Here is a 23,029-nt window from a genome sequence, read left to right as displayed (position 1 = left end):
TTTGTTTTAGAAGAATCGTGGAGATTTATATCGGGTTTTCTGGAATCTGAACTCATAAATAAGTAATATCTCGTGCGATCCAGAGGTGTATGGTCTAATATCTGAAATTGAATATTCGTAGGCATAACCAGCTCTAAACCCGTCAAAAAGTTCTACATCCAGAAATGCGCCCAAAGCGTCATCTATTCGCCAGTTGGCTCCCAGGTAAAATTTCTCGTTGAAGATCATTGTTCCTGAAAAATCTACAGAAAGCGGGGCACCGCTAGTCATTTTTAGCAAAGAAGTTGGCCTGAATTTCAGGTTTTCATTCAAATCAAAAACATATCCCCCGGTAAGATAATAATGAATTTGTTCCATGGCTAAAAACTCACTATACTCGTGATTGTTGTTGTTAATTAGCTTAGGAGCAGATGCGCCCACATACCATTTTTGGGAAGAAAGATAGAAACCAATCCCAAAATTGGGAGTCCATTTATTGAATCTATCTTCAAAGAATGGATCATTCAAAACCTGCTGATCGGTAAATAATTCCCGATCCAGGTTATAGTAACTCATTCCTGCCTTTAAACCCATTGCCAGAGAGATGTCATTGCTGAAATCTAGACGATAAGCAAAATCTCCGTAAGCATAGGTATAATTCTCGTAACCGGTTTTATCGTTAATTATTGAAAGCCCAAGACCTACCTTATCGTTTGTAAGTGGGGAATGTACAGAGAGCGTTTGCGTATTTGGCGCTCCGCTAACTCCGGCCCATTGATTACGATTTAAAGCAGTTATAGAAAACCCGTCCCTGCTCCCGGCATAAGCTGGATTTATAGATATAGTATTATACATATACTGGGTAAACTGCGGCAATTGCTGCGCTGAACCAGATATGGAAAACATAAGACAGAATAGGAGTAGGTATAAGTATTTCATAGTTTTCTGTTTTTATTTTGTTCCTAAATAGATGTAACCTTGTATTGGGTCAAAGCCGCTATTTCTAATTTCCAGAATATAGAAGTATGTTCCTGATGGCAATTGGTTAGAACTTGTTGCCGAATTAGTTGAATAGCCATCCCAATCGTTTTGATAGTTTGTGGCTTCATAAATTTTATTACCCCATCGGTTAAAGATCATCAGGTCGTAAGTGAATCCACATTCACTGGCAAAATCTATGGTAAAGTAATCGTTGCGATTATCACCATTTGGAGTTACAGCCTTTGAAATACTCGATCGAATATCTTCCAGGCTACAAGGCAATACTACACAATCATCGTTTATGGAAACAGTAACCTCTGTAGTAGAATCACAAATACCATTGTTTAGTTGATATTCAAAAGTATAGGAACCGATTGCTAACATTGCCGGGTCAATAAAGCCCTGGGCTAATGCTCCCGTTTCTTCGGTATCTACCCAAACTCCTGAAGTGTCATATTCGCCTTGAAGCAGTTCAAAAAGATCAAAAGTAGAGTCGTCTATACAAAGACTAATTGTGCTGGTTTCAATATCACTGGCTATTGGTTCTTCCAATGTTACTGTAGTAGCTTCTGAAATCTGATCAAATTCATCTTTTGCGGTTACCTGATAGGTTCCCGGTTCAAGCTCTGTAAATTCCTCTACTGCTACATAGTTTTCACCGTCAATACTATAAGTAAGTCCGGCTTCAGTATTAATAAGGATTACACCGGTTGGTGTAACACAGTCAGGCTGAATTAAATCAACTTGTGGAGCAGTTGGTGCAGGCGGAGTTTCTTCCGGCTCTTCTTCTACGATAACTGTAAAAGAACAGCTCGCCGTATTTCCTGAAGCATCAGTAACTTCATAAGTCACGATAGTTTCTCCTACAGGAAATTCTGCTCCAGACGTATAACCTTCAATTAGTTCTATACTTGTTTCTGAACAATTATCTGTAGCTGAAATAGTAGCATAATTCACTACAACAGTCTCAGTTCCAAACTCAACGTTTAATTGTATATCTTCCGGACAGGCAATCACCGGAGCTTCATTATCTATAACAGTAACTGTAAAACTCGAATTTACCGAATTACCATTCACATCAATTGCGGTATAGGTTACTCTGGTTTCTCCTAAGAGAAATTCAGACCCAGGAGCCAAACCTTCTGTGAGTTCTATACTTTCTAATCCACATTCATCAGTAGCAGAAGGAATCTCGTAGTCTACAATAGCACCGCATAAATCAGGATCGGTATATAGCGTAATATCATTTTTATCTTCAATAACCGGAGCTTCATCATCAACTACAGTTATTTCGAAGCTGCAGCTTACTGTATTTCCAGCTTCATCAGAAGCGGTAAAAGTTATGGTAGTAGTTCCTACTGGAAATACTTCTCCCGAAGCCAGACCCTCGGTTTGTTCTACGGTTACATTACCTGAATTGTCAAAACCTTCTGGAATTTCAAACTCTACAATAGCACCGCAAATTCCACTATCAGTACTTCTTACAATATCTGATGGGCATTCTAAAGTTGGATCTTCAGTATCTTCAACTATGATATCAAAGCTGCATTGGGAAGTATTTCCAGAAGTATCGGTAGCCGTAAAAGTTACAGTGTTCGTGCCAATTGGAAACTGAGAACCAGAAGTAAATCCACTGGTTTGTTCTACATTCACTTCACAATTATCGCTGGCTAACGGATTCTCAAAATTCACTGTTGCAAAAGCAACACCGGATTCAGTACTAAAAATCATGTTTTCAGGACATTCAATTACCGGTGCCTGATTGTCAGTTACCGTTACAGTTTGAATCACCGGTACAGCTTGATTTCCATTATGATCCGTTACGGTCCAGGTAATGGTTGTTATTCCTACCGGATATTCCGCATCTAAAGACTGACTATCATCACGGGTTCCGTTTACCATTCCAACGGAACAATTATCGCTAGCTTGCGGAGCCGTAACTGCTATCATTGCACCACAGGAATCAGCATCCGCAGTGGTATTGATCGCTTCTACATTAGCAATTACCGGTATCTCGTTATCATTTACTGTTACGGTTTGTATTACCGGCTCGGCCTCATTTCCATTGTCATCGGTTACTGTCCAGGTAATGGTAGTATTTCCTACCGGATACTCTGAATCTAAAGCTTGATTATCATCTCTTGTACCGATTACATTTCCAACCGAACAATTATCGGTTGCTGATGGAGTTATGATTTCGATCATCGCTCCACAAGTATTTTCATCAGAAGAAATATTGATCGTTTCCACTGCAGCAATTACCGGCGCTTCGTTATCAGTTACGATTACCTTAAAGCTGGAAGTTGCGGTGTTTCCTGCATTATCGGTTGCGGTGTAAGTCACGGTAGTGCTTCCTAGCGGAAATTCACTTCCCGGCTCAAGTCCTTCAGTTAAAATAACCGATTCGATACTACAGTTATCAGTAGCTTCTGGAGCTTCAAAACTCACCATTGCACCGCATATACCTTCATCGGTATTTACGGAAATATCATTTAATTCAGTTATTTCAGGAGCCTCATCATCGGTGATTTCGATAGTGAAACTACAAGTAGCACTGTTTCCTTCTGCATCGGTAGCGGTAAATTCAATAGTTGAGATTCCTGCCGGGAATTCACTTCCTGATGCAAGTCCGCTGGTTTGTACCACTTCAACTTCACCTGAATTATCAAACCCGGTTGGCGTTTCAAAGCTTACTATCGCGCCACAAATATCAGCATCATTTGGCTGAGAAATATTTTCCGGACACTCCAGGGTAGGAGCTTCCGAATCCTTAACGGTGATGGTAAAACTACATTCAGAAACATTCCCGGCTTTATCTTCAGCTTCAAATGTAATGGTGGTAGTACCAAGAGGAAACTCCGATCCTGAAGCAGGTCCGGCAGTTTGCGTAACAGTCACTTCACAGTTATCAGTCGCTGTGGCATCATTGAAATTAACGATAGCAAAATCTTTTCCTTCGGCTGCATTTGTAACGATATTATCAATACAAGTAATTACCGGCGCTTCGTTATCGGTTACGATTACCTTAAAGCTGGAAGTGGCCGTATTTCCGGCATTATCGCTAGCGGTGTAAGTCACGGTAGTGCTTCCTAGCGGGAATTCACTTCCCGGCTCAAGTCCTTCAGTTAAAATAACTGATTCGATACCACAGTTATCAGTGGCTTCCGGAATATCAAAGTTTACAACAGCTCCGCAAATTCCTTCATCGGTATTTACAGAAATATCATTTAACTGAGTAATCTCGGGAGCCTGATCATCTGTGATTTCGATAGTGAAACTACAAGTAGCGGTATTCCCTTCAGCATCGGTAGCGGTAAACTCAATAGTAGAAATTCCTACTGGGAATTCACTTCCTGATGGCAGTCCGCTGGTTTGCACCACTTCAACTTCGCCAGAATTATCAAACCCGGTTGGCGTTTCAAAGCTTACTATCGCGCCACAAATATCGGCATTGTTAGGCTGTGAAATATTTTCCGGACACTCCAGGGTAGGAGCTTCAGCATCATTCACGGTGATGGTAAAGCTACATTCTGAAACATTCCCGGCTTTATCTTCAGCTTCAAAAGTAATGGTGGTAGTACCAAGAGGAAACTCCGATCCTGAAACCGGGCCGGCAATTTGAGTAACAGTCACCTCACAATTATCAGTAGCTGTTGCATCATTGAAGTCTACGATAGCAAAATCCTGACCTTCGGCTGCATTTACAATGATATTATCAATACAAGTAATTACCGGCGCTTCATTATCAGTTACGATTACTTTAAAGCTAGAAGTGGCGGTATTTCCTGCGTTATCGGTTGCGGTGTAAGTCACGGTAGTGCTTCCTAGCGGAAATTCACTTCCCGGCTCAAGTCCTTCAGTTAAAATAACTGATTCAATACCACAGTTATCACTGGCTTCCGGTAGTTCAAAGTTTACTACAGCTCCGCAAATTCCTTGATCGGTATTTACAGAAATATCATTTAATTGAGCTATTTTGGGAGCCTCATCATCGGTGATCTCGATAGTGAAACTACAAGTAGCGGTATTTCCTTCAGCATCGGTAGCGGTAAATTCAATAGCAGAAATTCCTACCGGGAACTCACTTCCTGATGGCTGTCCGCTAGTTTGCACCACTTCAACTTCGCCTGAATTATCAAATCCTATTGGCGTTTCAAAGCTTACTATCGCTCCACAAATATCAGCGTCGTTTGGCTGTGAAATATTTTCAGGACATTCCAGGCTGGGAGCTTCAGCATCATTAACGGTGATGGTGAAACTACACTCTGAAACATTCCCGGCTTTATCTTCAGCTTCAAAAGTAATGGTAGTAGTGCCTAGTGGAAACTCCGATCCTGAAGCAGGTCCGGCAGTTTGCGTAACAGTCACCTCACAATTATCAGTAGCTGTTGCATCATTGAAATCAACGATAGCAAAATCTTTTCCTTCGGCTGAATTTACAACGATATTGTCAATACAAGTAATTACAGGCGCTTCATTATCGATTACGATTACCTTAAAGCTGGAAGTGGCGGTGTTTCCTGCATTATCGGTAGCGGTGTAAGTTACGGTAGTGCTTCCTAGCGGAAATTCACTTCCAGGTTCCAGGCCTTCGGTTAAAACAACCGATTCGATACCACAGTTATCGGTAGCTTCCGGAGCTTCAAAACTCACCATTGCTCCGCATATTCCTTGATCGGTATTTACAGAAATATCATTTAGTTGAGCTATTTCAGGAGCCTGATCGTCGTTTATAGCGTCAATAGTTACTTCGGTTTTAGCTTCACAATCATTATTCTTAGCAACCAGGTAATAAACTCCTGAAGCTAAGTCTGTAAATGAACCGTTCTCGTGTGAATATTCATTTTGCTGACTATCCTTAAGAATAAAAGTTAAATCCTCGATGACTTCGAATTCAATGATTCCGTTATTTAAACTGCAAGTTGTATTGGTAATAGAGGTGATTACTGGTGCAATTGGAGCACCTTTATTTTCGATGATCTCTAATGCTTCAGAAATCGCTTCACAATCTCCATTAGTGGCCTGTACAAAATACTTTCCGGCAGATAATCCGCTGAAAGTTCCGTTAGCAATACTCTTCGTTAATGGATCTCGATTTTCGTCTAAAAGAGTATAGGAAATTCCTGCTTCAGTAGTTACTGAAATAGTTCCGGTAGTATCTTCACAAGTCGGTTGTTGCGATACTTCTGCCAATGGAGCTCCAGGAGTTCCTAAGTTTTCTTCGATCTCTAAAACTTCAGAAATCGCTTCACAATCTCCGTTGCTGGCCTGAACAAAATACTTTCCAGTAGATAGTCCTGCGAAAGTCCCGTTTGCAATACTATTCGTTAGTGGATCTTGATTTTTGTCTAAAAGGGTATAGGAAATTCCTGCTTCAGTAGTTACTGAAATAGTTCCGGTGGTATCTTCACAAGTTGGTTGTTGCGATACTTCTGCCAATGGAGCTCCAGGAGTTCCTAAGTTTTCTTCGATCTCTAAAACTTCAGAAACAGCTTCACAATCTCCATTGCTAGCCTGAACAAAATACTTTCCGGTAGATAATCCACTGAAAGTTCCGTTTGAAATACTATTCGTTAATGGGTCTTGATTTTCATCTAAAAGTATGTAGGAAATTCCTGTTTCAGTAGATACTGAAATAGTTCCGGTAGTATCTTCACAAGTCGGCTGTTGCGATACTTCTGCCAATGGAGCTCCAGGAGTTCCTAAGTTTTCTTCGATCTCTAAAACTTCAGAAATTGCTTCACAATCTCCATTGCTTGCTTGAACAAAATACTTTCCTGCAGATAATCCGCTGAAAGCTCCATTGGCCAAACTATTAATGGTTAATGGATTTTGATTTTCGTCTAAAAGGGTATAGGAAATTCCCTGCTCGGTAGTTACCGAAATAGTTCCGGTTGGATCTTCACAAGTTGGTTGTTGTGACACTTCTGCTACTGGCACTTCAGGAGTTCCTAAGTTTTTGAAAATCTCTAATACTTCAGAAGCAGCTTCACAATCTCCATTGCTGGCCTGTACAAAATACTTTCCTGCAGATACTCCGCTGAAATTTCCGTTAGCAATACTATTAGTTAATGGATCTTGATTTTCATCTAAGAGGGTATAGGAGATTCCTGGTTCAGTAGTTACTGAAATAGTTCCGGTAGTGTCTTCACAAGTTGGTTGTTGTGAAACGTTTGCTTGCGGTTGGTTCGGAGTTCCTAAGTTTTTTGTGATGACTAATGCTTCAGAAACAGCTTCACAATCTCCATTGCTGGCCTCTACAAAATACTTTCCTGCATATAGATCGCTGAAAGTATTGTTAGCAATACTATTCGTTAATGGTTCTTGATTTTCATCTAAAAGAGTATAGGAAATTCCTGCTTTAGTAGTTACTGAAATAGTTCCGGTAGTATAATCACAAGAAGGTTGTTGAGAAACGTTTGCTTGCGGTTGGTTCGGACTTCCTTCGTTTTTTAATATTTCTAATGCTTCAGAAATAGCTTCACAATCTCCGTTACTAGCTTTCACAAAATAAGTCCCGGCCGATAGTCCGCTAAAATTTCCGTTAGCAATAACATTAGCTAAGGGATTTTGATTTTCATCTAAAAGGGTATAGGAAATTCCTGCTTCAGTAGTTACTGAAATAGTTCCGGTTGTATCTTCACAACTTGGTTGTTGCGATACTTCTGCCACTGGAGCTCCAGGAGTTCCTAAGTTTTCTTCGATCTCTAAAACTTCAGAAACAGCTTCACAATCTCCATTAGTGGCCTGAACAAAATACTTTCCTGCAGATAGTCCGCTGAAAGTTCCGTTAGCAATACTATTCGTTAATGGATCTCGATTTTCGTCTAAAAGAGTATAGGAAATTCCTGCTTCAGTAGTTACTGAAATAGTTCCGGTAGTATCTTCACAAGTCGGTTGTTGCGACACTTCTACTACTGGTGCTTCAGGAGTTCCTAAGTTTTCTTCTATCTCTAAGACTTCAGAAATTGCTTCACAATCTCCATTGCTTGCGTGAACAAAATACTTTCCTGCAGATAGTCCGCTGAAAGTTCCGTTAGCAATACTATTCGTTAATGGATCTTGATTTTCGTCTAAGAGAGTATAGGAAATTCCTGCTTCAGTAGTTACTGAAATAGTTCCGGTAGTATCTTCGCAAGTTGGTTGTTGCGACACTTCTGCCACTGGAGCTCCAGGAGTTCCTAAGTTTTCTTCGATCTCTAAAACTTCAGAAACAACTTCACAATCTCCATTACTAGCTTTTACGAAATAAGTTCCTGCAGGAAGACCTGCGAAAGTTTCGTTAGCAATACTATTAGTTAATGGATCTTGATTTTCATCTAAAAGGGTATAGGAAATTCCGGCTTCAGTAGTTACTGAAATAGTTCCGGTGGTATCTTCACAAGTTGGTTGTTCCGATACTTCTGCTAATGGAGCTCCAGGAATTCCTAAGTTTTCTTCGATCTCTAAAACTTCAGAAACAGCCTCACAATCTCCATTACTGGCCTGAACAAAATACTTTCCGGCAGATAGTCCACTGAAAGTTCCGTTTGAAATACTATTCGTTAATAGGTCTTGATTTTCATCTAAAAGGGTATAGGAAATTCCGGCTTCAGTAGTTACTGAAATAGTTCCGGTGGTATCTTCGCAAGTCGGTTGTTGCGATACTTCTGCCACTAAAGCTCCAGGAGTTCCCAAGTTTTCTTCGATCTCTAAAACTTCAGAAATCGCTTCACAATCTCCGTTGCTGGCCTGAATAAAATACTTTCCTGCAGATAATCCACTGAAAGTCCCGTTTGAAATACTATTCGTTAATGGGTCTTGATTTTCGTCTAAAAGGGTATAGGAAATTCCTGCTTCAGTAGTTACTGAAATAGTTGCGGTGGTATCATCACAAGAAGGTTGTTGCGATACTTTTGCCAATGGAGTTCCAGGATTTCCTAAGTTTTGTACGATCTCAATTTGTTCCGAAGCACCAGATACACAGCCTGTTTCATTTTGAACGTAAACAACATAATTCCCAGGAACCAGACCGGTAAATATATTGGATGACTGAAAGTTTTCTCCATCAAGACTATAAGAGCTAGCATTATTAGAAATTACTTCTATTTTCCCTGCTACATTTTCACAGGTTGGTTGAGTGATTGTAAATTCAGGATTTAGTGAATCTCTTAAATCGTTTAAAGTGATTTGCTGAGTAAGTTCAAAGCTGCCACATTCGTAAGAGATTTTAAAAACTCGATTATATATAATAGGATTAGATTGAACTACTTCGTCACGATATTCAATTGCATCAATATCAGCATCACCTGGAATTGAGCCTCCTAATTCTTCAAATAATTGGCTACTAATTAAAGTAAATTCTGAAGATATTTCTGGTATTGTTTTATCAATAAGCTCAGTTCCGCAGGCATCAGGATTCAAATTTTGCGGAGCTGCAACCTCAGGTATTCCTAAAACTTTTACTTTAATTTCGGCTTTATTTGGACTTATACAACTGGCCGATTCTCCTTCGGCAACATAATAGGTAAATTCTCCAGCTTGAGAAGTTGAAGGAATAATTTGCATTTCCGGCGTTGTATCGGTCTCGCTAGTGTAATAATATAGATCGTAATTAGTATTGCTTGCCGTTGCATCAAGTGGATTAGCTTCTTCGTTTAAGCAATAAGTGATATTTTCAGTATCAGGAACCGTAGAAATGCTGGTGATTTCTACAGTAAATGGAATAGCACAATCTTCGGCACCTGGTATTATCGCATAGTATTCTGTAGAGCCAGTGGTGTTAGGAATAGGGTTATTTATTGTGTATTCTTCGCTATTTATATCTACAGGCGATTCATTGTAAAACCTTGTTCCGCTCGGGAATCCAGAATTTATTTCTGAAATCTTAATTGGTTCTTCGCGGTTACAGTAAATAAATCTTCGTGCTTCATCTGAATTTCCACAGTTTTCTGCTCGGAAACTTGAAGCATCTACTGATATTTCAAACGGGGAAGTAATAGGTTCCCCAAGGCAGGCACCTTCGGTTTCATAACCTCGTATTAGATCTTTATTTTCAAAAGTTGTTCCGGTTATTGCTCCCCGGCCACTTATGTTGCCGTTAAATGTAATAACATCATAACCAGGGCAGGCATTGGAAAGAATAGTACAATTTTCGGTAACCTTAAAACTTACGCTTAAGTCAGCTAATACATCGTTTGTATTTGTTGCCAGTGGTAATTCACTAATTTCCCAAACAATGGAACCAGTAGCTCCCAAAGTAGGATCAAAGTACACATTGTTTGTAGAAGGTATTGGTGAAAAATAAAAATTAGTATTTAAACTGTTATTTACGTAATCTACGTTGTAAGGAACCGGGACTACAACTTTAACATCTTCTATATTCTCTGTCCCTTTATTCTTTAACTCTATTTTATAGCTAATTTCCTCTCCCGGTTCTACGCTGTATGGAGGATTTCCGGCAGTATTACTGTTTATTTCGGTTAAAGAGGTTATGCCTTCAATTTCGGGAATATACGCATCCACAGACATTGCAATAGAAAAAATAGAATAGGTGTCTTGCGTAGATCCATATCTAAAAGTAGTGCTGGTTTGATTGTTAGCTATAACTGAATTTCCCTGATTGGGAATGTTGAACATACTAATATCTATACCAGTATTGTTTGATAAATTTGGAGTCCTGTTAGTCCCATTATTTTCAATAGAAGAATTGAAAAAATTGTTGGTACTGTTTTGGTCGTGTGAAAGACTCAACCAGGAATTATTATTATTCTTTTTAATTTGAAAATAGTCTCCTGCAATTCCAACATCTCCTTCCCCGGCCATAATCCCCATTTTCATATTAACGGGGCCAGATTGTGCTGTATTAAATCCTGAAACCGGAAGCTGGTAATTAGCTACCGTATTCCCTTCTACGTGGGCATAACCATCAAAAATGGTTACATCACGCCAGTTCATTTGGGAGTTTTCGTAAATTACAATCATACCCCAGCCGCCGTAATAACCTGTTGCGCCGCCATTTCCCTGGGTTAATGCCATGTCTGCCACCCAGTATTCCCCGGTGCCGTTACTTCTAACCAGATCAGTTACTTCAGCATAAGCTGCATACATATTAGATGGCCCGGGGTAAAGAATATCATTTTGGTTAGCGGTAAAAGTCTGATACCCATTACTATTTGGACCCTTTACTTTAATTTTTCTTTTATCGTTTGTAGTACTGGAATTATCGGTACGTCCAGACCAGTAAAGTCCTGCAAAAACTATATTTGAACAATTTGGGTCTGCGCCATTTTCATTCGAAAACTCAAGAACTGCAGCCGAGGAATTATCGGTAGAATCATCATTATCTTCATCTACAAAAATCATATAGTTATTACTATTATTGGTATTGTTTCCATAGGACCAAAGACTAAGATTAGTATTACCAATCATAGTAAAATCTCCCTTTATATTATAGATCTTTTTGGAACTGGAATAGGTAGAAGTTCGCTGTTGGAATTCCTTAACAACCTGGGCGTTTGTACCTAGAGATATAAAAAAGAGCGAAAAAATAGCAATGCTAAATTTTAAATTGATAAAATTAGCTTTTAAGTAGTTTTTTTCCATAATCCTGAATTTGTAGATAATGTAATTTTATTGCTCTGAAGTGATCCTGTAAAGCACTTTTACGTTAGAAGTGTTCTTTAATATATTTTGAAGGTTAGCCGCACTACATTCAAAATCGCATTCTATTAAAACATACTTTAGGGAAGAGCTTTTAATAGAATTAAGGTCTAGCATAGAAGGATTATTAATAGAGGAGTGCTTAATTAAAATCAATACTACGCTTTGCATCTCATTACTAATTGAGTGCAATTGGGATAAATTAGAAGACTCTATAATAACAAGTTGAGCATCGCCTTCTCCCATTTTTTTATGCTCATTTCCTTTAAAAATCAACATCGGGTTTAATTCAAATACTAGATTTTGTAGCTTCTCAATTTCTTCGGAATCGAAATTTTGTTGACTTCGGGTTTGAGTAGAATTATTCTCGATTAATTTGTTGAAATCTGTAATCGTATAGTTTTGTTGGGCATTGACAACAAGAATATTACCCAGTATAAATGCTATGATTATTAGAAAATTAGATGGCCTTCTCATAATTATAAATTTAATTCCCAGTTTTTTCTGGAAAGTTTGATTTTAATGTTCACTGTTCAAAAATTATTGATCCATAGGGAAGGGATCAATTCTAGATTGTTTTACTAAAACAATTACTTGTGGGGAGATTTACATTTGGAAAACCTTTGGGGGAAGTTCAATAGGAAAGTTGGGGGTGACCTATTTATAAATGTTAATCTTGAGATAAAATTACTGTGAAAATCTATGAAATACCTTGAATGCCTTTTATTTTAGATATAATTCAATATTTTTTCGTTAAAATGCAATTATTTGACAAAAATTACGGGAAATCAGGGGTTTGAATTTTTGAAAATTATTATTAAGTATTCAGACAATCTCTGCCAAATAATCCAAACCCTTAAGTCCAGAAATAAAAAAACCACCCTGTAAAAAGGTGGTGGTAATCTTAAAAAGTTGGAGTATTTATTTTTGTTCGTACATCAAAATTCTATGTTCATTTTCTTCTATTAGTGGATGTTTTTCCAGGTCAATTTCATAAATATAACCTTCTTCTATGGTAGTAAAAATATCATATTCATCGTGCACAGTATATCCTAATTCCTGCCTTGCATAATCTAACCAGGTTTGGTAGGTAGGCACATCCATTTTATTTTTATGAGAAGTAACGGTTAAAAAACCGTCTTTTACTTCTATAGAATAACGATCACTTTGTCCGTTTTTTACTGTTTCATATTTAACCCAGTCACCTTCATCCATTTTAAAGATCTCAAGTTCAGTTAAATTATGTGGATTAAAGTCTACGGCATAGACATCGTGGTTTCTCTGGTAGCTATCAGGATTAGTTAGGCCTGCAGTACAACTTCCTAAACTTATAGCGAGAAGAGCTATAATAAAATATTTGAAAGCACTTTTTTTTGAACCTAAAGAGGGAATGTAAGAAATCATTCTTCAATGTTTTTAGCTCAAGTAGGGAGAAAGCTGTTAATAATTGGTTTAAACAAATTTAATTAGTGAGTTCCTTTAATTGCATTATTATCAAAACTTTTAGTCATATTGCTTTATAATTGGATTAAATGCAATAAATTCAATATCGACAATGTATTTTATCGATAGATTATGTAAATAATAGAATGATTATGTATTTCATCCATAGGTCAGTTTTTTAAAGCTGCGTTATTCATCTTTAAACTGACTATTCTCATCTCAAAAACTTTCCGTCTTCAGCCTAAAACTTGTAAATTGCAGCAAAGCAAAATACAATGCAAAAAAGTCTTGAAAATTATCGGCAGAGCTACGGCAAAAGCGAGCTTTTAGAAGAAAATATTCCTTCCGTTCCCTTACCTTTATTTACCGCATGGTTTGAGGAAGCTGAGGCACATCCTAAAATAGCAGAAGTTAATGCAATGAGTCTTGCCACTTGTGGCATTGAAGGATTCCCAAAAAATCGTATTGTATTATTAAAATCCTTTGGAGTTAATGGTTTTAGTTTCTACACCAATTATAATTCAGAAAAAGGAAAAGAAATAGAAGAAAACCCTAGAGTTTGTCTTTCATTTTTCTGGCCGGCATTAGAGCGGCAGGTAATTATAAAAGGTATTGCCATGAAAATTTCAGAAGAAGAATCTGCTGCCTATTTCGCTTCAAGACCGCGTGGCAGTCAATTAGGCGCCTGGGCATCTAATCAAAGTAATATTTTAGGATCCCGGGAAGAACTGGAATTGCAATTAAAAGAGGTAGAAGAAAGATATAAAAATAGGGAGGTAGAAAAGCCGCAATATTGGGGCGGTTACCTGGTAACACCACGAAGTTTTGAATTTTGGCAGGGTAGAAATAATCGTTTACATGATAGGATTATCTATGAGTTTATAGAAAAAGATACCTGGGAAAGAAACCGATTGTCACCTTAAATTTTAAATTATGAAACAACTAATTCTTGTTAGACACGGAAAATCTTCCTGGGAGAATAATTTACCCGATGAAAAAAGACCGCTTAAAAAACGGGCTTATAATGATGCGGCTGTAGTCCTGAAAACCTTTAAGGAATTTGTGAGTGGAAATTTGACATTATGGAGCAGTCCTGCGGTTAGAGCTCACACTACAGCAAAACTTTTTAAAGAGGAATTGCAAATTCCGGAGGATAGATTTACTGTAAAGAAAGACTTGTATACTTTTGACGAAAATCAATTATTATCTGTAATAAAATCCTGTCCTAATGAAATAGAAAAATTAATGGTTTTTGGCCATAATCCCGCCATGACGGGTATGGTTAATCGCCTGGGTGATAAACCTCTTGATAATTTGCCTACCACAGGTCTCTGTGTAATAGATTTTGATTGCGATTCCTGGAGAGACCTCAAAACCGGTAAAACCTTATTACAGTTATTCCCTAAAAACCTACGCTAATTTATGCCGCAAAAGAAATACTTAAACAGAGAGCTCAGTTGGTTACAATTTAATGCACGTGTGTTGCAGGAAGCCGAAGATGAGACTGTTCCTCTTATTGAACGTCTTAGGTTTCTAGGAATATTTTCTAATAATTTAGATGAATTTTTTAAAGTTAGATATGCAACCGTAAAGCGTATTGACCTCGCCGGTAAAGCTGGGAAAAGTGTTTTGGGAGGTATTAAAGCCAGTAAACTTCTGGAAGAGATCACTCAAATAGTTATAGAACACCAGGCAAAAAGTTTACAGGTTTTGCATGATATTCAGCATCAATTAAAAGATCATAATATTCATATTATTAATGAGAAACAAGTTTCTGATTCTCAACAGAAGTTCATAAAAGATTTTTTCTTGTCGAAAGTAAGTCCGGCCCTGGTTACCATTATTCTTAATGATCTCCAGGAAATTCCAAGCCTTAAAGATAGTGCCGCTTATCTCGCTGTAAAAATGGTAATGAAAGAAGAAAAACCACAAAAAGGTATTTCGAAGGTATTAGACAAGACCGAGAAGGAGCAAAAATATGTTCTTATAGAGATTCCTCGTAGTATTGAACGTTTTGTGGTTTTACCTGCAGAAAATGGCAACCAGTATATCATTCTGTTGGATGATCTAATTCGTTATAACCTTGGGACTATTTTCAATATTTTTGAATATGAAAGTATTTCGGCCCATATGATTAAGATTACCAGGGACGCCGAACTGGATATAGATAGTGACTTGAGTAAGAGTTTTATTGAAAAAATCTCCAGCAGTGTTAAGGATCGTATAAAGGGGGAACCTGTAAGGTTCGTCTACGATATGAATATTGCCGATGATACTTTATCTTATCTTATGAATAAGATGGGCATAGAATCTACCGACAGTATTATTCCCGGCGGACGTTACCATAACCGACGTGATTATATGAATTTCCCCAGTCTTGGACGAGAAGATTTGCTTTATAAACCTATAGAGCCTTTACCAATTCCGGGACTTATATTGCAAACCAGTTTGTTTGGAAGTATTGCCAAAAAAGATTTTCTTCTATATGCACCATATCAAAGCTTCGCCTATACGGTTAAGTTTTTAAGGGAAGCCGCATTAGATCCCAAGGTGAAAACTATAAAAATCACCATTTATAGACTGGCAAAAATATCTCACATTGCCAGCTCTTTGATTAATGCTGTAAAAAATGGCAAAAAGGTAATTGTGCAAATAGAACTAAGAGCACGTTTTGATGAAGTTGCCAATATTCGCTATGCCGAACAAATGCAGGCAGAAGGAGTTCAACTAATTTTTGGAGTACCGGGTTTAAAGGTACATTGTAAAGCCTGCGTGATAGAGCGAGAAGAAGAAGGTAAAACAAAGCGATATGGCTTTATTAGTACCGGTAACTTTAACGAATCTACTTCGCGCATTTATACCGATTATACCTTATTCACCGCTCATCCCGAAATTTTGAAAGAAGTCAATAAAGTTTTCGACTTCTTCGAAATAAATTACAAAGTCAATAAATACAAGCATTTAATAGTTTCTCCGCATTATAGCCGTAATGCTTTTGTGAGTTTAATTCAAAAGGAAATTGAAAATTCCAGGGAAGGGAGGCCCTCTGGCATCGCTTTAAAATTGAATAGCCTTTCTGACTATCCGATGATAGATAAGCTATACCAGGCAAGCCAGGCAGGCGTAAAAATAAAGCTTATTGTACGCGGGGTTTGTTGTTTAATTCCGGGGGTAGAAGGATTAAGCGAAAATATTGAAGTAATAAGTATTGTAGATAAATTCCTGGAACATCCGCGTGTTTTTATATTCAAAAATGCAGGAAATTCTAAAGTCTATATTTCTTCAGCAGATTGGATGACCAGAAATCTTGACCTTCGGGTAGAAATTTCCTGTCCAATTTATGATGAAGATATTAAAAAGGAAATTATTGAAACTTTTGATATTAGCTGGCACGATAATGTAAAAGCCAGAATGATTACTTCAAAACAAGATAATGCCTATAGAAATAGCAGTATTAATAAGCATCGTTCTCAGTTTGAACTATACGACTATTATTTAAAAAAATTACCCGAAACCGAACCCGCAAAAAAATAAATTAAAAGATAGTATTTTAAGTTTATACACTTAAGTATTGGAATCTTATTTGTTAATTAAACTACTTCGGGGCAGGCTCTCGAAGCATTAATATTGAAAAACATCATTTGATGTCGAGATTAGCCCTGGAGCATTTAATCTCGATTAACAAGTAAAATAGAAAATTATAACCAGTGATTACACAAAAAAACTACGCAGCAATAGATATAGGCTCCAACGCCGTTAGACTTTTAGTTTCTACAATTACAGAACAGAAGGGTAGAGAAGATACCGATTTTAGAAAAACCTCCCTGGTAAGGGTTCCAATTAGGCTTGGAGAAGATGTTTTTGAAAAGAGTATGATTTCAGAAAAAAATATTGAGCGCATGGTAGATACTATGCAGGCTTTTAATCTTTTAATGAAATCTCACGGCATCGAAAAATATAAAGCCTGTGCTACTTCCGCTATGCGGGAAGCAAAAAACGGTGCCGAAGTGGTGGAAAAAATAAAAGCAAAAACCGGGGTAGAAATTGAAATTATAGATGGTAATCATGAAGCTGCCATTATTGCGGCTACCGATCTACACGAACTTATTAAGAACGACTGTAATTACCTGTATGTAGATGTAGGTGGAGGTAGTACTGAATATACGCTTTATAGCAGCGGAAAAACCGTGGCCTCCAGGTCTTTTAAAGTTGGAACGGTACGTTTACTAAATGACCTGATAGATGATGGTGCCTGGGAAGAGATGGAGAAATGGGTGAGAGAAACCACAAAGCCGTATAAAAAGATAGATTTAATTGGTTCTGGTGGAAATATTAATAACATCTTTAAAACGAGTGGTAAGAAAGAAGGTAAACCTTTAAGCCTGGCTTATATTAAGAAATATAATGATTTGCTGAATTCTTTGAGTTACGAGGAACGAGTTATGGATCTAAAACTAAAAAGTGACCGTGCAGATGTTATCATTCCTGCATCAAAGATTTATTTAAGTTCTATGAAATGGGCCAGAGCCGATAACATTTTTGTACCAAAAATAGGACTGGCCGATGGGATTATAAAATCTCTTTACAACGATAATAACAACTAAATGTCTTAAAAGAAAAACCCGGATAAAACTTATTTATCCGGGTTTTTTAATTTGTTCTATTAGCCGTGAATGGTTTTATCATTACCGAGATCTTTCATAATTTCAGCTTCAAAATCCAGTAGATCCTGCCATTTCCTATCTACTTCCTCTCGCTCGCCATACTTTCTGGCAAACTTTAGGAACATGGTGTAATGATTGGCTTCACTCACCATTAATTTATGGTAAAATTCAGCGAGTTCTTTGTCTTTTAATTGTTCTGAAAGCAATCTGAAACGCTCACAGCTTCTGGCTTCAATTAATCCTGCAATTAGGAGCCTATGAACTAATTGTGTTGTTCTGCTTCCACCTTTTGGGAAAAACCGAATTAATTGGTTAACATATTCATCTTTTCTATCTCTACCTAAAACGTAGCCACGTTTCAATAGCTGTTCGTGCACCATTTTAAAATGTCCCATTTCCTCTCGGGATAGGGCGATCATTTCATCTATCAATTCCGGGTATTCTGGGAAGGAAACAATAAGTGAAATTGCTGTAGAAGCCGCTTTTTGTTCGCAATAAGCGTGATCTATAAGAATTTCTTCAATATTTTTTTCGGCTATATTTGCCCAACGAGGGTCCGTTGGAAGTTTTAATCCTAACATATTTATACGTCTAAATCGAATGTACTTCGTAGTTTTTCTATCAAAGGATTTTTCTCCTTCAATTTATTATATTTTTCAATAGGAGTGAAAGCATATTTCTTTGCCGACTGCTCATTTACATTAATAACCAACCTGATCTCTGTATTCTGAAGTTTCTGTTTCAGGTAAGACATCAATTTATTTTGCTCACGCTCCAGGTTAATCTTCATCGTTTCATTAGGCAATTCTATAACAATACGATTTTTCTCCTGAAGTTTAGGTAGATCTGTTTCAAGAATGGAGGCTAGAATTTTAGCTCCCTGCTTTTTCAATCGCTTAACGTAATCATTCCAGGTTGCCTGTAATTGGGTCTCGCTAAATTCACCATTTAACACGACATCTTTTGAAGGAGCAGCTTCTTGCTGGCGGGCTTCTATTTCGCGTTTTTTCTGTATACTTTTTAACGAAAGTCCCGAAACTTTTTCTTTTTTAATGCCTGAATCTGTTACCGGTTTTGGTTCTGGAGCAGGCGGAAGATCTGGTGCTGGTTCTTCTTTTGCTTCAGTAGATTCAGGAACCATGGTTTCTTCTGAATGATAATTATCTTTTTTATCATCGGCACAATGGCTATCTGGAGTTTTGTTTTCTCCTGAAGGTAACTGACTTTCTTTTGGAGCTTCAGATGAAGTTTCACCGTGTTCATTTTCGCGAACTAGGCTTTTTTCTTCCTTGGAAGGTGGTGCAGGCTGCTTTTCAAAAACCGAAGCGGGAATTATTGACTGTTCAAACTTTTTTTTTTCTCCATCAAAAGTGATAGAGGCAAGCTGCATTAGCGTAAGTTCAACCAGCAAACGCTGATTTTGACTGGTCTTATACTTTAAGTCACATTCATTCGCCAGCTCTATCGCTTTAATTAAAAATTGGTGGTTGGTTTTAGAAGCTTGCTCAAAATAACGGGCTTTGGTTTGTTCGCCAACTTCTAACAGTTCAATGGTTTTTTGGTCTTTACAAACCAAAAGATCTCTAAAATGTGAAGCTAAACCACTTATAAAATGGTGGCCGTCAAATCCGCTGGAAAGAATATCGTTATAACTTAATAAAAGTTGCGGGATGTTATTCGATAAAATAAGATCGGTTACCTTAATGTAAGTATCATAATCCAGTACATTAAGATTTTCTGTTACTGCCTGTCTCGTAAGTTCCTTTCCGCTAAAACTTACTACCCTGTCATAAATTGAAAGCGCATCACGCATAGCGCCATCGGCTTTTTGGGCAATAACGTTCAAAGCGTCTTCTTCAGCATTTACACCTTCTTGCTGTGCGATATATCCCAGGTAGTTTTTTGCATCACTTACCGTAATTCTTTTAAAATCGAAGATCTGGCAGCGTGAAAGTATTGTGGGTATTATCTTATGCTTTTCAGTGGTTGCTAAGATAAAAATAGCGTGCTGTGGTGGCTCTTCTAAAGTCTTTAAAAAAGCATTAAATGCCGATTGAGAGAGCATATGCACCTCATCTATAATATATACTTTATACTTACCAACTTGCGGAGGAATCCTAACCTGGTCTATTAAATTCCTGATATCGTCTACCGAGTTATTCGAAGCGGCATCGAGTTCAAAAATATTAAATGCAAAATCCTCATCAGGGCTTTGAGTGCCGTCGTGGTTAATCATCTTGGCCAGGATACGGGCACAAGTGGTTTTTCCCACTCCACGAGGTCCTGTAAAAAGCAGTGCCTGCGCCAGGTGATCGTGTTCAATGGCATTTTTTAAGGTATTGGTAATGGCTTGTTGCCCAACCACATCTTTAAAAGTTTGCGGGCGGTACTTACGAGCAGATACTATAAAATGTTCCATTGAAATTTATTGAGCTACAAATATAAAAATAGCCTCCATAAGTTCTAAGGCAAACGCTTTTAATTTTGAACAATTAGCAGGAAGAAATCAACATTTTTTAATTGGGTTATTTACTAAAAAACTACATTTGCATCAAGCAGGCCGCCTTATCGCCACCGATTTAATCGATGGAGGAAATTCCGGACACCAAAGAGCGGCATAGTGGGTAACGCCCACCTATTTTATTTTGAGCAATCAAGATAAAATAAGGACTAGTGCAACAGAAAGGATGTACAGGTAATGCTGTAGTGAAATCAGGTAAACTCTATGCGGTGCAATGCCATGTAAACCGGTGTTTGCAAGCTGCTCGCTTGCTACCGGAGGGTAGGCAGCTAAAAGTTTTTGGCAACAAAAACCTGAGATAAATGATAAGGGGAATCCCGGTTTTACCGGGAGGAACAGAATCCGGATTATAGGCCTGCTTTTTTTAATAAAGTCTTTGCCCAGGCACGGGCTTCATCCATGTTAGAGAAGATATCAAAAGGAATGGGAGAAAATTGTTTTTCGAAATTTGCCACCTTTAATGCTTCAAAACGTTCACTTACAATAGCTATTCCAGACAGAGATTTAATTTCTTTTAGTTCAAAATAAATAGTTGGATTAACGTTGTAATTGTTGCTTCTGTTCGATATATATACATAGTTCCTACCTTCAAAAACCTCATTACATATTCTTAGAATTTGTTCTACGTGTGCTAACTGGAATACAACATCTTCTTTTACTTTAGAAATTACCATTCTGTCGTAAAACTCCAGGTCAATATCGATTAGTTTTATAGTTTTAATCCGCTGCGTCATAACATGGTTTTAAGCCTTTTCTGGCTTTTTCTTCTTCTGGCTTTTTCTTCTTGATAAGAAGAAACTATTCTACATTTTCAAAAAAACTAAATACAGAACCTCCATATCGCCTGGCTTCAATAAAGTTAGGAAAATTTGAGAGATTGGTGTGTTTAGAGTGTTCAATTATTAATTGTCCATTTTGATTAAGTAGGTTTTTTTCGAAGACGATTTGAGGAATTTTTAGAAATTCGTTCTCCTCAAAATCATAAGGAGGGTCGGCAAAAATAATATCGGCCTTTACGTATGCTTTCTCAAGAAATTTAAAAACATCACTTTTAATGGTAGAGATATTAAAATCTAATTCCTGTGCCGTTTTTTTTATGAATTTCACACAGTCGTAGTTCGCATCTACTGCTGTAATTTCTTTACTTCCGCGGGATGCGAATTCATAGGCAATATTACCGGTTCCTGAAAATAGATCTAGAATGCTTAGTTGAGAGAATTGAAAAGTATTATTCAGGATATTAAAAAGGGCCTCCTTAGCCATATCGGTTGTAGGGCGCACCGGTAGCTTTTTAGGAGCAACTAATCTTTTTCCTTTATTCGTTCCTGAAATTATTCTCATACAAATGATTTTAATAAAACATATTCTTCCAGTTCGTTTAAACCGGTAAGTTCTTCTTTTTTATTAAAGCTGAAATCGGTTTCTAAAAGCTCGATATGCTTTATATATTCAAAAGCAATTTTAAATAGGGGAGAAGCTTTACTAATGGCTCCCAGTAAAAATAATCTAAAATGTTCTGGTTTTAGATTGAGTTGTTCGGCAGTAAAAAGAATATAATATAAAAAATCTTCTTTTTCGGTAAAACTGAAAGAATTGCAAAGCAATAATTTTCCGTTTTCTATCACCACAAGATCAAATTGCTTGTTTTTAATATGAGCAAACATTTGTGGTCTATCTACTTTTGGTAATTCCAGTAAGTTTTCAACTAAAACAGTACTGAGATGCTGATATTCAAACTCACCGAATTTTTCAAAAAAGAAATTAATAATATTGGTATATGGAATATACACATTGATGATTTCGGTAGGACCAATTTCTTCGTGTGCTATAAAATCGGTTTTAAGGATCTTGGTATTGAATTTTAGATAATCTGAAGCATTTTCTTCCTTAAACAAAGTAGAGGGGACAAAGCTGTAGAGCGCATTGTCAAAAATAAGTTTTACCTGTTTGGCTTCAATTAAGCTTTTATCGTCTTCAAAAATTTTTTCAATTTCGGCTAAGATCTTTATAGGATCAAGCTGCTGGGTAAAGCGTATCTTCTTAAAATCTACCACTTCATTATCGACAGAATTTAGGGTACAAAAAGAAAGTCCATCCAGGGAAACCTGAATGGACAGTTCTAAATTTATTTGTTCTGTACTGTTACTCGTCGCCATATTGGGTTGGCCAGTTTCCTTTTGTGTTAACTTCCTCCATAGAACCAACGTTTATGTAACGGCCGTTAATATCGTCTACAGATTGTACTTGATTTTGTTGTAAAATTAGCTCTCTGTCTAATCCTTGTAGTACAACGCTCTTAGCAACTCTGGCTCTAAAAACAGGAATATCTGTCTGTCCTTTTTTGATGCTTCCGGCGTCAAGTTCAAATTTAGCATCTACACCTTCAACGGGTACATTGATCATATTTGTATAACGTTCTCTATCGCCGTCAAATAATGAGTCTTTTACCGGTACAAATCCAAGTGTATCTACAATAACTTTTTCAATATATTCGTCTACACCATATTGCTTTTTGTATTCTTCATCTAAAACAGTAGTGTCACGACGCTGAGTAATCGCAAATTCAGCGGTATCTAAAAATTTTACAAGTTTATCAAAATCATCCTCAAAAGTCCCAACAACTTCCTTGTGGGCTAGTTCGGCATCACGAATGTCCTTTAAGTTTTCAACTACTTTCGCATAACGCTTTTCTTTAATCTTATTAAACTGGATTGGTTCGTAAACAGCATTAAATGTAAGGTAGGCTAATCCTATAATAACTACCCAAAGAAGTAATTGAATTGCAAGTCTCATGCGTTCT

Annotated in this window: 13 protein-coding genes and 1 other RNA gene; 5 read left to right on the top strand and 9 right to left on the bottom strand. The window is 37.4% G+C overall.

What is annotated here, in order from left to right; translation table 11 throughout:
- Nucleotides 1-6 precede the first annotated feature (6 nt).
- The 4 genes from APB85_RS16015 to APB85_RS16000 form a co-directional block, all read right to left on the bottom strand.
- Nucleotides 7-918 carry a PorP/SprF family type IX secretion system membrane protein gene (locus tag APB85_RS16015; RefSeq protein WP_057480832.1) on the bottom strand — a complete coding sequence of 304 codons (912 nt, stop codon included), beginning with the start codon at nucleotides 916-918 and terminating at the stop codon, nucleotides 7-9.
- A gap of 12 nt (nucleotides 919-930) precedes the next feature.
- Complete coding sequence (locus APB85_RS16010) at nucleotides 931-11,544, bottom strand: HYR domain-containing protein (protein ID WP_057480833.1); 10,614 nt, start codon at nucleotides 11,542-11,544, stop codon at nucleotides 931-933.
- 27 nt (nucleotides 11,545-11,571) lie between these two features.
- Nucleotides 11,572-12,078: a hypothetical protein gene (locus APB85_RS16005; protein ID WP_057480834.1), complete on the bottom strand. Its 507-nt coding sequence runs from the start codon at nucleotides 12,076-12,078 to the stop codon at nucleotides 11,572-11,574.
- A 444-nt stretch (nucleotides 12,079-12,522) separates the two neighbouring features.
- A complete protein-coding gene (locus APB85_RS16000; protein ID WP_057480835.1) occupies nucleotides 12,523-13,005 on the bottom strand; it encodes a hypothetical protein in 483 nt (160 codons plus the stop codon).
- Between the two features lie 314 nt (nucleotides 13,006-13,319).
- Here APB85_RS16000 and pdxH point away from each other — a divergent pair, with 314 nt between their 5' ends.
- From pdxH to APB85_RS15980, 4 genes are all read left to right on the top strand, one after another.
- Nucleotides 13,320-13,967 carry a pyridoxamine 5'-phosphate oxidase gene (pdxH, locus tag APB85_RS15995; protein WP_057480836.1) on the top strand — a complete coding sequence of 216 codons (648 nt, stop codon included), beginning with the start codon at nucleotides 13,320-13,322 and terminating at the stop codon, nucleotides 13,965-13,967.
- Between the two features lie 10 nt (nucleotides 13,968-13,977).
- Complete coding sequence (locus APB85_RS15990; protein ID WP_057480837.1) at nucleotides 13,978-14,463, top strand: SixA phosphatase family protein; 486 nt, start codon at nucleotides 13,978-13,980, stop codon at nucleotides 14,461-14,463.
- Between the two features lie 3 nt (nucleotides 14,464-14,466).
- A complete protein-coding gene (ppk1, locus tag APB85_RS15985; RefSeq protein ID WP_057480838.1) occupies nucleotides 14,467-16,578 on the top strand; it encodes a polyphosphate kinase 1 in 2,112 nt (703 codons plus the stop codon).
- A gap of 173 nt (nucleotides 16,579-16,751) precedes the next feature.
- A complete protein-coding gene (locus tag APB85_RS15980; protein ID WP_057480839.1) occupies nucleotides 16,752-17,648 on the top strand; it encodes a Ppx/GppA phosphatase family protein in 897 nt (298 codons plus the stop codon).
- Nucleotides 17,649-17,707: 59 nt separating this feature from the next.
- Here the strand turns inward: APB85_RS15980 and miaE are convergent, their stop codons facing one another.
- Together miaE and APB85_RS15970 are read right to left on the bottom strand one after the other, a co-directional pair.
- Nucleotides 17,708-18,289, bottom strand: a complete 582-nt coding sequence (miaE, locus tag APB85_RS15975) for a tRNA-(ms[2]io[6]A)-hydroxylase (RefSeq protein ID WP_057480840.1) — start codon at nucleotides 18,287-18,289, stop codon at nucleotides 17,708-17,710.
- 2 nt (nucleotides 18,290-18,291) lie between these two features.
- On the bottom strand, nucleotides 18,292-20,127 hold the full coding sequence (locus APB85_RS15970) for a DNA polymerase III subunit gamma/tau (RefSeq protein WP_057480841.1): 1,836 nt from the start codon (nucleotides 20,125-20,127) through the stop codon (nucleotides 18,292-18,294).
- A 133-nt stretch (nucleotides 20,128-20,260) separates the two neighbouring features.
- On the opposite strand from APB85_RS15970, the gene rnpB reads away from it, so the two are divergent.
- Nucleotides 20,261-20,595, top strand: an RNA gene (rnpB, locus tag APB85_RS15965) — RNase P RNA component class A.
- Between the two features lie 432 nt (nucleotides 20,596-21,027).
- On the opposite strand, the gene APB85_RS15960 is transcribed toward rnpB, so the two are convergent.
- Genes APB85_RS15960 through APB85_RS15950 form a run of 3 tightly spaced genes read right to left on the bottom strand, consistent with a single transcriptional unit; the run spans nucleotide 21,028 to nucleotide 23,022 of the window.
- Entirely contained in the window at nucleotides 21,028-21,570 is a 543-nt protein-coding gene (locus APB85_RS15960; protein WP_057480843.1) for an RsmD family RNA methyltransferase, read from the bottom strand.
- A complete protein-coding gene (locus APB85_RS15955) occupies nucleotides 21,567-22,385 on the bottom strand; it encodes a DUF3822 family protein (protein WP_057480844.1) in 819 nt (272 codons plus the stop codon). Before APB85_RS15955 ends, APB85_RS15960 begins: the two co-directional genes overlap by 4 nt.
- A complete protein-coding gene (locus APB85_RS15950) occupies nucleotides 22,372-23,022 on the bottom strand; it encodes a hypothetical protein (RefSeq protein WP_057480845.1) in 651 nt (216 codons plus the stop codon). Before APB85_RS15950 ends, APB85_RS15955 begins: the two co-directional genes overlap by 14 nt.
- Nucleotides 23,023-23,029: the final 7 nt, after the last annotated feature.

The sequence above is a fragment of the Salegentibacter mishustinae genome (assembly GCF_002900095.1).
In the GTDB taxonomy this organism is placed as follows: domain Bacteria; phylum Bacteroidota; class Bacteroidia; order Flavobacteriales; family Flavobacteriaceae; genus Salegentibacter; species Salegentibacter mishustinae.
Note: the sequence above shows the minus strand (reverse complement) of the source record. Positions and strands in the feature narration are given on the sequence as shown.

Bases quoted from the DNA above. Each gene is read 5' to 3' on its own strand.
- APB85_RS16015 (WP_057480832.1), bottom strand. From the start codon at position 918: ATGAAATACTTATACCTACTCCTATTCTGTCTTATGTTTTCCATATCT.
- APB85_RS16010 (WP_057480833.1), bottom strand. From the start codon at position 11,544: ATGGAAAAAAACTACTTAAAAGCTAATTTTATCAATTTAAAATTTAGC.
- APB85_RS16005 (WP_057480834.1), bottom strand. From the start codon at position 12,078: ATGAGAAGGCCATCTAATTTTCTAATAATCATAGCATTTATACTGGGT.
- APB85_RS16000 (WP_057480835.1), bottom strand. From the start codon at position 13,005: ATGATTTCTTACATTCCCTCTTTAGGTTCAAAAAAAAGTGCTTTCAAA.
- pdxH (WP_057480836.1), top strand. From the start codon at position 13,320: ATGCAAAAAAGTCTTGAAAATTATCGGCAGAGCTACGGCAAAAGCGAG.
- APB85_RS15990 (WP_057480837.1), top strand. From the start codon at position 13,978: ATGAAACAACTAATTCTTGTTAGACACGGAAAATCTTCCTGGGAGAAT.
- ppk1 (WP_057480838.1), top strand. From the start codon at position 14,467: ATGCCGCAAAAGAAATACTTAAACAGAGAGCTCAGTTGGTTACAATTT.
- miaE (WP_057480840.1), bottom strand. From the start codon at position 18,289: ATGTTAGGATTAAAACTTCCAACGGACCCTCGTTGGGCAAATATAGCC.
- APB85_RS15970 (WP_057480841.1), bottom strand. From the start codon at position 20,127: ATGGAACATTTTATAGTATCTGCTCGTAAGTACCGCCCGCAAACTTTT.
- APB85_RS15960 (WP_057480843.1), bottom strand. From the start codon at position 21,570: ATGAGAATAATTTCAGGAACGAATAAAGGAAAAAGATTAGTTGCTCCT.
- APB85_RS15955 (WP_057480844.1), bottom strand. From the start codon at position 22,385: ATGGCGACGAGTAACAGTACAGAACAAATAAATTTAGAACTGTCCATT.
- APB85_RS15950 (WP_057480845.1), bottom strand. From the start codon at position 23,022: ATGAGACTTGCAATTCAATTACTTCTTTGGGTAGTTATTATAGGATTA.